Below are 14720 nucleotides of genomic sequence, written 5' to 3'. Positions count from 1 at the left end.
TTCATGACAGGGCAACGGTGCGAAACGGCGAAGCAGAGGGCACAAAGTGCACAGTGAGGCCATTACACCGTTGCTGGAGCACGTGGCACATGCGGCGCATCATTTCTTCTTCAAGGCTGTGGTGACCCACGTCCAGAAGGGATATTTCCGCGTCCAGCGCAGTGTGGTATTTTACATCTCCGGTGATAAACAACTGTGCTCCGGCCTTGTGAGCCGCAGCAAGAAGCGATGATCCGGAACCGGTGCAATACGCCAGACGGTGTATTTTCCCCGGGGGCGGCCCACTTAGAGTCGCTGTTGAAAGGTCCAGAATGCTTTCAAGTGCTCGAATTATATGCTCCACAGTTTGCGGTTGTGGAAGGTCGCCTGCAAGGCCGTAGCCCAACATGCGCTCCTCAATTTTTGAGGGCACGGGTTCGAGCACTGTGAGGTTGACGAGTTTCAAGTCCTCGGCAAGCCAGCCGACTGGGCCGCGTGGATTGACATCCAATGATGTATGGGCTGCATACAGGGGCACATCCGCACGAATGAGCAGCCTCAAAACTTCATGGTATGCGTCAAGCTTTGCAGGAAGGGCAGGCTTGAGCGTGAGGGGATGGTGGCTCAGAATAAACTGCGCCCCAAGGTCGAGACTTTGCCGCACTGATTGTGGTGTCGGGTCAAGGCACACAGCTATGCTGCTGACCTCTTGCCGCAAGGCCGTAACCTGAAGGCCAGAAATGTCCCAGGATGCTGCAGCTTCCAGAGGGGCAGTTTCTTCAATGGTATTAATTAATTCAGCTACTTGCATGTATGTGCTCCACCATAAAAAAGGGCGCTTTCTTGCTGTGCAGAGAAAGCGCCAAAAATCACCGGCGTGAAAAGAAATTTGAGCGATACCAACAAGATAGTTTTATTCCTACCACTAGGTGTGATGTCATAATTCACAATGAAACTGGAGCACACCGTCAGGTTTTGAACTTATTTCTCTTAGCGCTAAAAAGGCAGATTGTCAAGGTGGGCCCTTGTAAAGAAAGGTATCTCCTGGTCAGGGAGAGGCCAAGTGAATGCGCTGTCATTGCATTCTTTACCTGTATCAATAAGGGCGGCGAGTCGTATCTATCATGCCTTTGCGACAGGACGGTTCGCAATATCCCAAATCAGTAAGCCACTTTTTTTTCGCTGCCAAGCCAGTCGCGAAAGGCTTTGCATGCTCCTTCACAAGAAAGCTGCTCGATGGGGAGTGTTCTTTCTGACAGGTTCTTTGAGATCTCGCAGTAGATTGCTGCGTCGTCAAATCCGGCTGCCGCTGCGTCGTCCCTTGTATTGCAGAAATATATTTTTTCGATGCGCGCCCACCATATAGCGCTCAGGCACATGGGGCAGGGTTCGCAACTCGTAAATATCACTGATCCAGACAGGTCAAATGTGGCAAGATTCTGGCAGGCATTACGAATGGCTACGACCTCGGCATGCGCTGTTGGATCCTTAAGAGGAACAACCCCATTCATACCCTCTCCTACTACTTGGCCGTCTTTTACAATCACGGCGCCAAAAGGCCCGCCGCCATTTCGCATGCTTTTTTCGGAAAGCTCTATGGCTTTTTCCATGAATCTTTTGTTTGACACTTTTATTACCTTTGCAATGCTTACGTAAGCGTTTTCTTTGTCCATAATTGGCTAAAGTTGCTCACAATGGTAAATTGCTGCTTGCTCTGGGCAGCGTTGCGGTTTAGTCGTCGCTGCGATAAAGGAGTGGTATGAAAATAAGCAATTTTTTTAAAATAGCTCGTGATCTTTTTTTGCCGCAACCTCGTAATGCCTGCCCACACTGTGGCGGCATACGCTGCATTGGGGTTTGCCAGTTTGATAAAAAAACAGTGGAAAATCATCAAGCAGATGTTGCCAATAAAACGAACGAACATGATAGTGTTAGTCAGCAAGAAAAGGAATGATTTACGGGCCCAGTTGTAATGTCTGGCCGCAAGAGTAAACGCATTGATAATATTTTGTTGTTTAGCATGGCTGCATGTTGTTATGCAAAATAATTATATATCGAAAATTGATTATAGTAATACTTGATGATTTATTGTGATTGCAGGTCGTTACAACGGCCCAATAGCAGCTGAAAAGTGCCTGTCTGCTGTCTTGAGGCTTGCGTGAAATGCCGATAGAAAGAGCCGCGTTTTCTTCAAAATGCACCTGAGGTTTGCCCATACTTCAGGCAGTTAAAAGAGCACGGGCTTTTTGTCTGAGCACCTTTAAACTACGGCAACTGCCCGGCATATTCCAAAATGAATTTTATCAGAAACAACAGTTTGTTTGTCAAACTTGTCATTATGGTCAGCCTGGCTCTCTGCCCACCTATACTTTTGAGCCATTTGGCGAGTTCTTATTTCATCAGCAAATACGGCTTTGAGCAGGCGGAACAGACTGTATCCACTGTAGCTCAGCTTTCAGCTGAATCTCCGTCGGTCATTGAGGGGATGCAGTCTCCTTTAAATGGTGAAATGTGGCTTCAGATGGTGGATTTTCTAACAATGCTCACCAGCGTATCTAACGTTAAATTTATTGTGCTTATTGATATGGACGGCAACCGTATCTACCACCCTGAAACACATAAAATAGGTGCTCATGTTGTGGGTGGGGATGAGGGAAATGCCTTACAGGGCAAGACGTATATATCTTCTGCCCGTGGCACGTTCGGCTTTTCGCAGCGGGCGTTCAGACCTGTATTTGATGAGCGGGGCAAGCAGATTGGTGCTGTGATTGTAGGCATTATGTCCAAAGATATTGAAAAAAACGTCTCCCGGCTTACCAGTCCCATGACATGGCTGTTCAGCCTGGCGTTGTTGATAGGTGTGCTGCTGGCGGTACAGCTTTCACGCAAAATCAAAAAAATTCTTTTCGGGCTTGAGCCACATCAAATTGCACGGCTTCTTGAAGAGCGCAACGCCATTTTGAGCACCGTTCGAGAAGGTATTATTGCCATTAACAAGAGCAACAGACTTGTAGTTGTTAATGAGATGGCCGAGAAAATTCTTCGCTCCGCTGGAGTCAGGGGTGAGTTGCTGGGACAGCCTGTACATGAAGTGGTGCCATCAACAAGGCTTGATTCTATTCTCAGCGAAGGCAAGCCAGAGTATGACTGTGAGCAGAATATTAATGGTCAGATCATCATGACCAACCGTGCCCCTATTATTATTCAGGGTAAAGCTGTTGGCGCTGTGGCAACATTTCGGGATATGACGGAGATGCGTGCCTTGGCGGAGCGATTGACCGGCCTGAGTAATTATGCAGAAGCATTGCGCTCCAGGTCGCATGAATATCTGAATAAACTTCACGTTATTTCGGGCCTGCTGCGGAATAAGCGCTATGATGAGCTGGAAGAATATTTGTCGGACATCATCGGTAGTAAAATACGCGAAACTTCGTCTATCAAGGTTAATGTGCAGGACCCTATATTGGTGGGGCTTTTGGAAAGCAAATTCAGCCGGGCTCACGAGCGTAATGTTACGTTGTCACTGGGGGGGAGTGGGGTTATTCCGCATCTTTCTTCAACAGGGGCGCACGCTCTTGTGACCGTGCTCGGAAATCTTGTGGATAATGCCTTTGATGCTGTCAGCTACACGCAGGAAAAACACATAGCCCTGACGGTGCACTGTGATCACGATACCCTTGTTATAACTGTGGCGGATACTGGGCACGGCATTAGCGAAGAGCATATACAGAAAATTTTTAACAAGGGATTTTCAACTAAGGGAGCGGGAAGAGGCATCGGCTTGTATATGCTGCTTTTGACGCTTGACGAACTTGATGGCTCTATTGAGATAGACTCTCGTGTGGGGCAGGGGGCGGCTTTCACCGTGCATGTTCCCTTGTCGAGGCTCACTGACGGAGGACAGGCGTGATTCGCACAATAATAGTTGAAGATGATCCTATGGTAGCCGATCTGGCGGCCGGGTATCTAGAGCGCATTGATGGTTTTTGCCTTGACCATACTGCCCGCTCAGGCGAGGCCGGGTTGGAGCTTTTGCGAACGTGTCATGTGGACCTGGTGCTGCTCGACGTATTCATGCCTGGCATGGACGGTATGGAGCTACTTCGCATTATCAAATCCCAATTCTTCCACTCCGATGTCATTATGATCACGGCGGCCCAGAACAGCGAGGATATTTTAAGGGCTTTGCGTCTCGGAGTGGCTGACTACATAGTCAAACCCTTCACTTTTGAGCGCTTTCGCGAATCAATGTTGCAGTTTCAGGAGAAACGCCGTCTGCTCATGTCGCCTGAAGTTCCTATGACTCAGGACATTCTGGACAGGCGTATATTCATTAAGAAGCCCGAAGGGACAGCAGGAAGGCCCAAGGGAGTGGACGCGCAGACCCTTGAAACCGTTGCGGGCGTTTTGCGAAAGCAGGCTGCACCATTCAGCTTAAAAGACATTGAGCAATTAACTGGAATTTCAAGAATTTCTTTGAAGAAATATTTTGATTACTTAATGGAGACAGGCAGGCTTGGCAGTGCCAAAGACTATGGTGGGCAAGGACGCCCCGTGACACTGTATAACTGGCTTGGTTGATGTTACTTTGAGCTCACGACAATGCATTCATTCAGCTAAATTCATTTACTGAGGTGTCGCATGCCGCGTATTTTGACAGTAATATTTGTTTTGACACTCGTTTTGCTGGCGGCGACGCCAGGCATGCCAGCCCATGCTGAGTGCCCTGCCTACAGGGGCAACGCAAAATCCCGCATTTACCACAATAGTGGTTGTAAGTATTTCAATTGCAAGGCTTGCACCGTGCCGCTGGTATCCCCGCAAGAAGCACGAGCAAAAGGCTTTCGAGCATGCAAAGTGTGTGGCGGATAAAGCCAGCATCAGGAGACGTTATGTTTTTAGCTAAAATACTTCAAAAATCTGTCGAGCGATTGTTCTTATAAGATCAACCGCAATATGTTACGGTATATGTACTCATTTGCCGTCCCAAAAGCCTTCGACGCATTGAGAATGACATGTCACTGGTTACGGCGCCATTTAAGTCGGTTGAAGTACGCCTCCGTTATGAGGTTCAAATGATTTTGCATAATGCGATGCGAAGGGCATATTTAGCATCGTAAACGGGGGACAGATTTTTTTCTGACTGCCCTCTCAGCAACCAATGATTGTGTATAAGCAATTTTTTCCTTTTTTCTTTTACCAACTGATAATTTTAACCAACCTCGATGGGGTTGCCGATAAGGATGATTTTCAAATAAAAGCAAAGAACTTGACACCATGCAATCGTGCAAATATATATATGAGGTTGCGCTCGTAGCTCAGTTGGATAGAGCGACAGCCTCCTAAGCTGTAGGCCACAAGTTCGATTCTTGTCGGGCGCACCAGAAATTCAAGGACTTACGGAAATTCCGTGAGTCCTTTTTTTATCCCGTCCTGCGCCTAGCCCATATCGAACTAAAACCCCCCAAAACACGCTTTAGGCTATAGCCATAGTGAACAATTTCTTTTAGTATTGTCACCCATATTGGTAACGTTTATAGATTATACAAAGGAGATTGCAATGCCCCTGACCTATAAAGAAATGCAGGACCTGCTGATGCGGGAGCTGCGGCTGTATCATTATCCTATTGCTGTCAATTTTTTCAAAGATCAGGCTGAGGTGGAAGCATTCAAAAAGAAGGCCCGCTACGTTGAGCCTGTCAAGCCGATCACCTTTTGTCAGTGGGAAATAGCCGCTCGGATGCAAGGTCAGACTGTGCTGGCGACCAAGGAGAATCTTGGCTGTTCCAACTCTCACGTATCCTTCGGCTGGAAGGACATAGACGAAAAAGAAATTAAAACACAGGCTAAATACTGCAAAGATTTGGCGCAAGCCGAGCGTTTCATGCGCTCCAAACCCCGCTTGCCGCTGAACTCTATTGTTGCGGTGTCCGTCGCCCCGCTGGGGGATGCAGTCATTCAGCCAGACGTAGTGCATTTTTACTGTGACAACATGCAATCCTACCACCTGGCGATAGATTACATGGCAGCTACAGACACCCATCCCCTGCGCCCCATGGTGACCATGAGCTCCTCCGCCTGTGGCGGGTCTGTGTTCACCCATCTTGAGCAGACCATGAACATGTGTCCGTCCTGCTCTGGCAGTTACAACTCCGGAAAGACTGAGCGCGGTGAACTGAACGTGTTCATTCCCGGCGCGCACATAGGGCCTACGGTCGAGCGTTTGATGGAACGCATAGCCCAAACCGGTGCTGCATCCATTACGCGTCCCGGCGATCCTTTCCCTGGCGCAGACATTTGTAAAAACTGTCCGCTGATCGTCTTTAAGAAAAGCGGCAAAGAGCCCGAGGCCTGCGCCAGTTGCGCCAAGGCGTAAATAAATTTTTTCTTGGTAGAACCCACTAACGAATAGTTTTGTCTGGTTTGCTTCTTTTTCAATGCCCTCCCGGTAAATCCGTGAGGGCATTTTTATGATCCAATGGCAATTGGAGCTAGCCACGCACGTCCAAAACGCTCACGCACACGGATACCATCCGCTGTCGGAAGATTTTTATCGACATCATTTACTTAGTTTTCGATCATTGTCGCCGAGCACGTTGAACATGCGAAAGCGTTGTCCGTTCATCAGTCTGTCGCGCATAAAATCGACTGGTCAGCACAAGTTTAAGGCAATTTGAGCTTTAAGGCATGCCGGCTTGTGCGAAGTCATCCGCCTTCTCTTTTTTCGGCATAAATACAAATTCAATCTGCGGCAACCCGTTGTGGCTGGCTAACATAATAAAATAATTAAAAAATGGCAGAATTGTTTGTACACAGTTATTGACTGGTTAGAGGGGAGTTAGCAAAAACCGCCGCCTCCAAGAAAGGAGGCGGCGGTCAATAAGCGCACGGGAAGGAATCGCGCGCAGTTGTGGTTTGAGTTGCCGGGGCCCGCGAGCCCCCGCGTGTAGTCAGGTATTAGAAACTGTAGGCGAAAACGAGTTGGGCTTTCCAGGCATCTTTTTTATCAAAGCTGCCATTGCCGCCACCATTGTAGTAGCCGTCTTTCTTCCAGGTATCCTGGTCAATCATGTTGACGACATAACCCAGTTCGAGGTTGGCTTCCAGGTTTTCGTAGATCTGCCACTGGTTGATCAAGTTGAATTCCAGCAGGCCATCGTTGGTGGTCAGGTAAGGACCATCGCCGCCATAGCCTTCGCTCCAGGAAGAAGCCTCAGCCATATATTTGACCATAGAGGGAGCATTGGTGCCACCCCAGTAGGCCACACGCAGGGTGTGCTTGAGGTCTTCCATAAAGCTCATGTCCTTCAACTGGCCGCCAATACCCCAAGTGCCAGCATAGGTCATATTCCAGTCAGCAACATCACCGGGGCCAGCGCCCCAGGCAAGATTGCCGTCGCCGATGAAGGAGGTAAAGTTGCCTGCGCCCGCGATGGAAGGCATGCGTTCAGAACCATTCTTGATGTTGCCATCGTCACCGGAGCCGTACCAGCCGAAGATGCCGGGAGTAGCCCAATCCATTTTGTATTCTACCAAGGCCTTGACGACAAAGCCCTGACGCTCAGTGCTGCCGCGCACAATGTCAGTATCGCTGCCGCGCTTGCTGACATCAAAGCGGCCCATGCTTTCCACATAGCCGTAGTTGATGTCGAATTCGATGTTCAGGGGATCAAACATGGTGATGCCCACAGGCAAACCAGCCCAGAACATGTTGCCGTACTGCTTGCTGGTTGTGCGGGAGTCAAGCGGAGTGCCGTTAACGTAGTTGAATCCAGGTGTTAAGCCAGGAATGGTCAAACCAAGAGCACCATCGTTTGTCGCCCAGGGCTCGTTGTCATCTACGGTCTCAAGGCCGCGCAGCGCATTACGACCAAGCATGCCATACATGGCCCAGGGCGTCACTTCAACACCGTCAAACGTCATAGGCACGCTGACTGCAAAGAGATCCATGTTGTCGAGATAGTTGTTTTTGGCTTTGTGATCGCCATTGCCGTAAGTGCTGGCGTTAAAGTTGTCGTTGACTGGGCGCGCCCAAAAAGCTGTAAGGCCAACGTTTTCGTTGAATTTGTAGTTGGCAACAACGGCAGCAACGTCAGCATCGAGGACTGAAGAGCCACCAGCCATGTTGGGCAGGGCAAGAGCTTGGATACCCATACGTACTCGCGCGTCAGTCTGGGGAATGAGCCAGTCGATATAGGCATTCTTGAGCTTGATGGCGTTATTGCCATCCGCACCAAGTGCACCGCCTTCATCAGATTTGCCCCAGTTCTGCGTGCCGATTTCAAAGTATACTGTACCGGACAACGCTTCCGAAGCCACTGCATCCAATTGCAGACGCAGGCGCTGAGCAGCACCAAACGTATCGTTGTCGTTGGTTTTCTCTTTATCGCCGTGATTGGGGCCACGAGTGTGTTCGGACAGTGTGGCGTCGGCGAGGCCAAAGCCTACAAGCCATTCGCCCTGGGCCTTAAATTCGATGGCTTTGGCCCCCCCGGCCACGCCTACCAGCAGACCAGCAGCAAGCACTGCCACCATGCAGGTCTTTTTAAAGCGCTGCAAACCTTTCCTTTCCTTGGCATTCATACCATTTCCTCCAGTTATGGTTTTCGCGGCTGCGGTATTGAATAAATCAATACTTTGTCGCGTTGTGAGCCCTGATCGGTGTCATCCTCGTAAGATATATGTGCTGTTTATTCGCAGGCGGTAGCAATGCAATGACTTTGCTCTATGCACACGTTAGAGCAGGCAGAGAGTGATCAATTATGATTTTTGTGTCCGTGATGAGCGTGTTGATCGTCGTGAGAATGATCGTGCTTGTGCTGACCGTCCTTGTGATGTCCACATTTGCAATTGGCGCAGTTGCCCTTGCAAACGTGTTTTTTTTCTTGCTGGATGAGCACGCGATTGCCACTCACGGCCATATCAAAGCCGCTTTTTCCTTTAAAGATTACTTGCTCTTTGTTGAAACCGTTGAGAAGTAGAGAGCTTTTCAGAATGTCCACGGCAGAAGGATTAGGTCGGTGGACTTGGCGCACATCAATGAATATGCGTTTACAATTCGTGTGATTATGCTGCAGGAGGGCAATTACGGCATCGGCCTGAGGGGAATCAAATTGACCATTAAGGCTGATGTGGAGGTTGTCGTGACTGAAGCGGTGAGTAACGTCTAAGTTCAAAGTGGAACTACCATTATGCGCCATGCTTTCCTCCGAAATGCGTTATTGGCATGGCGCACATTGTCATGATTGAAAATCAATGTCAACAGAAATGAAATTCTTTTTCAAATAATAATTATTATAGTCTGCAATATTAATTGATTAGTGTGATGATAACTATGGGCAACTTGTTTGACAGTATTTTTCAAAAGCTATCTGAATTATTTATTCTTACATGACCAATTGGTCAGTAATGGATAAAAAAGCCGCCGCCTTATCTTGGGCGACGGCTTCAAGTAATGCGCTCTGTGGAATAACTGTGTCAGGCAGCCCGGATTTGACCTTGCTCCACATGAAAAAGTGCTGCCGTAGGTTCTGCTTTGCGCAGAAGCTCTACCATGTGGGGCTGGCACGTAAAATACAAAAGTTGATGCCCATTATTGCTTCCAGCATCAGTCAAATCCACAAATGCCCGGGCTGTGCGCTCGGCTCTTTGGGGGTCAAAATTGACGAGAACTTCATCCATAATTATGGGCAGGGGCAGGGCGTGAGCCGCGTGGTTTTTGATATAAGCCAGACGCAGTGCAAGGTAGGCCTGTTCGCGTGCGCCTCTGCTAAGGTTTTCCGGAGCAAGGGCTTCACCCTGCGCGGGCAGGATACTTAAAGTTTTATCCTCAAGTGATGCACTTATACCCAGCCAGCGCCGCCCTGTGATTCGTGCAAAAATTTCTGAAGCCAGGCGAATAACCTCAGGTTGCCGCTCACGTTCAAAGTTGCTTTTTGCAGCTTCAAGAATAGCCCGCGCCAATGCCTTCCGGCTCCAGTCAAAAGCCATGCGTTGCATACTTTCTTCCAGCGTGGCAGCTTCTTGCTGCAGTTGCGCCAACTCATCATTATGAGACAGGGCCTCGACTCCAGAGCGCAGCGTACTCACTCTGTCGCTCAATTCCTGCTCTCGATCCTGAAGTTGAGCCAGTTCATCCTTAATGTTGATGCAGCGTTTCTCCTGAGTTTCCTGGCTTTCGGTTTCAAATTGAGCCAAAAATTCTTTCAGTGGGCATTTATCGGCAGCCAAACGCAAAGCGTCTTCAAGATCAATCTTGCGATGGGCAAGGTTGCGCTGTTCTTCATGCCGGGCGGCCTGCCGCAAGAAATCTTCAGCATCCACAGCACCGGCCAAGGCCAAGAGACTACGTTCTGCGTGGGCGGCTGAATCCAGTGCAGCCTCTGCAGCCCGAGCTTCGCTTACAAGTTCTGCCAGTTCCTGGTCCAAACTGTGGCGACGGGTTTGCGCAATGGCCATATCTTCTGCCGCCTCCAGGGTGGCATCAAGGCTGGCCAGCCAATCAGGTTCTTCGCTACTGTCAACTACGGGAGTCCGGTTCAGGCTGATAAGCAATTGAGACAAGGGCTCTCGCAGAGCAGCCAATTCTGCCAGACTTTGCGCCTGTTCCAGATTGGCGCGCTCAAGAGCAGATTCCGCAGCCAGACAATTTTCCATATATTTGAAAGCTTCGCGAACGGTTTCCGGGTCAAGATCCGTACCCAGTCCAAGCCCTTCAAGACAATGCGCCCATTGGCTGCGAGCTGTGTTAAGGCGTTCTTCAGCCGTACGCAGCTCGTTTGTGGCTTCATTCTGCCTTGCTCTGCTGCGCTGCCTGTCGCTTTCAGCATTTTGTAACGCAGCCTCGGCCTTGATACGCTGTTCACGGGCGGCATCTGCTTCCCGGCAGGATTCCAATATCTGTCGGACGATCTCTGCAAGTATATCCGAAAGGCTTTCTTCCATTTGCAACGAATTTGCAGTATCGGTCACAGTTGGAAGGCGTTCCGCCACCGCGGCAACTTTGCGCATGCGTTCTTCAGTCCGCGCAAGGTCATCCTCAAGGGATTTGAGTTCGGCTTGAGCAGCCGCCACGCTGCTAAACGCCAGCCGGGCTGATTCCGCTCTGGCAAAAAAGGCCGCAGCGCCCTCAGGGGCGGGAACGTTGCCAACTTTAAGCGTGAGCATAAACTCATGCCAACGGCGCCGGGTCTGCTGCACGACTCCTTCAACTTCCTGGCACAGCGCCTGACGTCTGCTAACCTCGGTGCGAGCAAGGTCTGTTGCACGCTTGAGCGCCTCCATATCCTTTCGTGCCCGCTCTTCATGAAAGCATTGTTCGCGTTCTCTCTCGAGCAGCACCTCGGTTGCTTCAAGGGTGACCATATCCATGCTTTGAACGTGCGCAGTCTGGCAGAGTTGCCTTGCCTGTTCTTCAAGTTCAGCCACATGGTTGGCGCACGTTTCGCGGCGATTCTGCAGGTTGGTCAGTTCCTTCTTACGGCGTTTAGCTTCTGGACCGTTGTGCGGCAGACCGCCAGCCAAAAAACCTACGCCACAGAGCAAGATAAGATAACCAGACCAAAGATTGACGGGCAAATCCATGCCCTCTGCCAGCGAGACGGTCGTGAGGCCAAGACGCCAGTATGTCAGCAGCATGCCGACGCCAGCCACAAAGAAAATCAAGCCCAAAATCAGGAGGGGAAGGTTTTTGACACTCTTGACAGGCGGCTCGTTTTCCAGTCGCGCGTCCAGTTCATCCAGTCTTTGCCTCTCTGTAGTGAGCGACGAAGACAGGGCCCGCAAAGAACGTAATGCTGCTGTGCGTCCATCCAGATCCTCACGCGTGGGGCCATTTTTGCCCCGTTGTTCTTCGCGCAGAGCTTCCATTCGGCCTTTTACGGAAGCCATCTGCTCTTCAGCTTGCTGTACTGCCAATGCAGCTTCGGAGGCATGTTCCAGCCGTTCCTGTACACTGGCCGCCAATTCCAAAGCTTCATCCTGCCGGGTCAGTAGCGCGTCGAGTGTGGCGACAGCAGTGTCATTGGCATCTGTAGCTCCTACTCCAGAAAGTCTCAGCGGGGTAAGGGCGCGGGCAAAGGTGGTGCGGGCTTCCTGCACTGCACGGTGCCGCAATGGTATTTGGCGGCGCGCTTCTTCCTGCCGGGCCAAAGCCTGACGCAAGGTGTCCCGCTGATCGTCGTCAAGCGCAGCTACCGGGGTGGGCAATATGGCAAGATCTTTCTGAAAAGAAGCCACATCACGCTCGGCTGTTTCCACCTCACGATTGCACTGGTTCAAGGTGTCCACTGCGGCCTGATGGGCTGAAACCGACGCCGTCATTTCGCGGGCTTGTTTTTCAAGGTCTTCGCGGGCAAAAAGCGATCGGTCGGTTTGACGAATACGATCACAACTCCAGTCAGGGCCAAGGCGCGCAAGTTCCCGGGCAAGATCTTCCTCTGCGCGGCGACAGCGGTCCTTCTGCGCAGGCAGTGCAGTTAACGCCTGACGGAAGCCGCTTTTGCGTTCGGCCATGCGTCGCAATGCTGACAGGGCGTCCAGAAGTGGTAAATCAAGTTGCACCGCATCGCGGCGCTCACGCATGAGGTGCAGTTTTTCAGCACGGGCGGCTAGATGGCGTTCGCAGCTTTCGCGGGCTTCTTGAGTACGAGCAAGACGGGCTTGCCCGTCTTCGGGAAAGGTTTCATTGACTGGACCTAGCCGTTCAAGGGCAGCGCAAGCCATACGCCATTCATTCCATTGGAGCCAAACCCCCAAGCGCCGTTCCAGTAAGCGTCTTTCTTCTTCCAACTGGGTCTTATAGCCGCGCGCCGCGGCCAGCTCCTCACGCTTTTCATCCAGTTCTCTGGCGAGTTCGTCAAATCCGGCTTGCTGCTGACGCAGTTCGGCCATGCGTTGGCGAAGGTCGTTGAGCTGTTTGAGCGCCTGATTGAGAGGAGGCTTGCTGCCGCCAGATTTAAAAATTTCGTCGTTCTGTTTTTTCAGCATATTGAGCACTTCGCCAGGGGCGCGCAGGCCAGGACCAAAGCTGGCCCCATACAGAGCGTGCCGCACGCTTTCACCCGTGAGATTGCCCATATGCTCCAGTTCTGTGAGGCTGAAACCGAAGACATTACGGTAAACATCACGGCTGACTCCTGAAAGCAGGCGGCGCAAAACATCTTCATCAAGTGGTTTGCCCCGGTCGTCAGTGAGGGAGACCTGCCCGTTTGCTCCGCCGCCGGGGCGGCGCGTAAGCCGCATCAGAGAGTCTTCACCAGTATGCAGGGTCAAGCTGCCACCCGCGCCGCCGCCGCGGAGCGCGCCGGGTATGAGCCTTCCTTCTTTACTGTTGGAAGCTGGATACCCTGCCAGTGTAGAGCGCAAGAATTCCAGGCAGGTAGACTTGCCTGCTTCGTTTTCACCTAAAAAAATGGAAAGACCAGGGCCAAGACCTTCTACAGTCACATCAGAAAAAATGCCGAATCCGTCCATATGAAAGGACTGGATATACATCAGCGTACCTCCAGAAGGTCAGTGCAAAGTCGTTGGGCCTCATCAAGCAGTGCTTGCATCTGAGTGTCATCAGGTTGCGCCAGAATCTTGCGCAACTGGCCGTGGGTAAAAAGCGGGGCCAGAGCCGGGCCAGCCACTTCTTGCAAGGCTTCATGACTTTCACTCATGCGCTGGGCCATGCGCAGTGTTTCGCCAAGCAGATCTTCGCGTTGCAGGTATTGGGCATGGTCTACAGCCGGGCTGGTGTCTACTCGCAAATCTTTGACCCACACTCCGGGCGTGCCAGAGGCAAGGTGTCCCAGACGTTCCAGCAGGTCCTCCTGATTGTTGGAGTCACGCAGGATGGCGTCAAGAGACGTGCTGCCATACAGGCGCACACGGGCAAGCAGGGCCTCGCAGCCGGGATCAGTGTCTGCGGCAGCCTGATCCAGACTCTGGACAAGGCGGTTTTCAACTTGATCGAGTTGTTCGACGCCGTTTATGTCCATATCCAGCGTCGTCCACTGCACCGGGCCAAGGCGTACAAAGTCAGCCTGACATTGCCAGGATAACGTGGCGTTGGACTGCTCGGCCTGAAGATTTTCCGCGCGAGCTGTGACCAGAAGGCAACCCCGCGGGCCAGCTTCATTGACGTGCAGCCCCTGGCTATTGCCGCTGTATGCGATAAAAGGCTCCTGGCTCAGTGTGCGGCGTTCGTGAACATGGCCAAGGGCCCAGGCATCCAGACCTGTGTCCTTGAGGTCATCCAACGAGCAGGGGGCGTAGCGGTCAGCCTTTGTTTCACCATCAACAGTGCAGTGCATCACGCCAAGCTGAAAGCACGGCTGATCGGATTCCCGGCGAAAAAGGCGAGCCAGATTGCGGCCTTCGCGGGCTTTGGCATGGCTGATGCCATGCACAACAGCCAATGCCTTGCCATTTTTTTCAACAACGTGACGTTCTACTTCAGGGCCAAAAATGGTCACATTGTCGGGCCAGCGGATGGAGGAAAGCAAGGAATTGAGAGGGTCATGGTTACCGTGGGCAATAAAGACACGCACGCCAGCATCGCGCAGCCGCAAGCAACCATCGCGTAGACGTAGCTGTGCCTTAACACTGCGGTCCTCTTCATTATACACGTCGCCAGCCAAAACAAGAAAGTCTGGTTTTTCCGTTTCACACAGGCGAAAAAGCCTATCCAGCGCTTTAAAGGTTGCTTCGTGCAGCAAGCGCGCCAGATGGCCGCCTTGAGCAGCTTCACGAGAAAG

Annotated in this window: 11 protein-coding genes and 1 tRNA gene; 7 read left to right on the top strand and 5 right to left on the bottom strand. The window is 51.3% G+C overall.

Going from position 1 to position 14720, the window contains the following annotated elements:
• Window position 1 precedes the first annotated feature (1 nt).
• Entirely contained in the window at window positions 2–790 is a 789-nt protein-coding gene (locus QM579_RS12070) for a Nif3-like dinuclear metal center hexameric protein (protein ID WP_414999387.1), read from the bottom strand.
• A gap of 349 nt (window positions 791–1139) precedes the next feature.
• Entirely contained in the window at window positions 1140–1652 is a 513-nt protein-coding gene (locus QM579_RS12065; RefSeq protein ID WP_414999386.1) for a nucleoside deaminase, read from the bottom strand.
• Between the two features lie 86 nt (window positions 1653–1738).
• Here QM579_RS12065 and QM579_RS12060 point away from each other — a divergent pair, with 86 nt between their 5' ends.
• From QM579_RS12060 to QM579_RS12040, 5 genes are all read left to right on the top strand, one after another.
• Window positions 1739–1933, top strand: a complete 195-nt coding sequence (locus QM579_RS12060; RefSeq protein WP_414999385.1) for a hypothetical protein — start codon at window positions 1739–1741, stop codon at window positions 1931–1933.
• A gap of 339 nt (window positions 1934–2272) precedes the next feature.
• On the top strand, window positions 2273–3889 hold the full coding sequence (gene dcuS, locus QM579_RS12055; protein WP_414999384.1) for a DcuS/MalK family sensor histidine kinase: 1617 nt from the start codon (window positions 2273–2275) through the stop codon (window positions 3887–3889).
• A complete protein-coding gene (locus QM579_RS12050) occupies window positions 3886–4560 on the top strand; it encodes a response regulator (protein WP_414999383.1) in 675 nt (224 codons plus the stop codon). The genes dcuS and QM579_RS12050 overlap by 4 nt, the downstream gene beginning before the upstream one ends.
• 726 nt (window positions 4561–5286) lie before the next feature.
• Window positions 5287–5363 (top strand) — tRNA-Arg (locus QM579_RS12045).
• 176 nt (window positions 5364–5539) lie between these two features.
• A complete protein-coding gene (locus QM579_RS12040) occupies window positions 5540–6355 on the top strand; it encodes a DUF169 domain-containing protein (protein WP_414999382.1) in 816 nt (271 codons plus the stop codon).
• Between the two features lie 581 nt (window positions 6356–6936).
• Here the strand turns inward: QM579_RS12040 and QM579_RS12035 are convergent.
• Window positions 6937–8562: an outer membrane homotrimeric porin gene (locus QM579_RS12035; protein WP_414999381.1), complete on the bottom strand. Its 1626-nt coding sequence runs from the start codon at window positions 8560–8562 to the stop codon at window positions 6937–6939.
• A gap of 179 nt (window positions 8563–8741) precedes the next feature.
• Here QM579_RS12035 and QM579_RS12030 point away from each other — a divergent pair, with 179 nt between their 5' ends.
• Window positions 8742–8960: a hypothetical protein gene (locus tag QM579_RS12030; RefSeq protein WP_414999380.1), complete on the top strand. Its 219-nt coding sequence runs from the start codon at window positions 8742–8744 to the stop codon at window positions 8958–8960.
• A gap of 39 nt (window positions 8961–8999) precedes the next feature.
• Complete coding sequence (locus QM579_RS12025) at window positions 9000–9149, top strand: hypothetical protein (protein WP_414999379.1); 150 nt, start codon at window positions 9000–9002, stop codon at window positions 9147–9149.
• Window positions 9150–9456: 307 nt separating this feature from the next.
• Here the strand turns inward: QM579_RS12025 and QM579_RS12020 are convergent, their stop codons facing one another.
• Complete coding sequence (locus QM579_RS12020) at window positions 9457–13473, bottom strand: AAA family ATPase (RefSeq protein WP_414999378.1); 4017 nt, start codon at window positions 13471–13473, stop codon at window positions 9457–9459.
• Window positions 13473–14720: metallophosphoesterase family protein (locus QM579_RS12015; protein WP_414999377.1), on the bottom strand; the 1248-nt coding region annotated here is incomplete at its 5' end. The genes QM579_RS12020 and QM579_RS12015, both read right to left, overlap by 1 nt.

Source organism: Desulfovibrio sp., assembly GCF_047607245.1.
Taxonomy (GTDB): Bacteria; Desulfobacterota; Desulfovibrionia; order Desulfovibrionales; family Desulfovibrionaceae; genus Desulfovibrio.
Note: the sequence above shows the minus strand (reverse complement) of the source record. Positions and strands in the feature narration are given on the sequence as shown.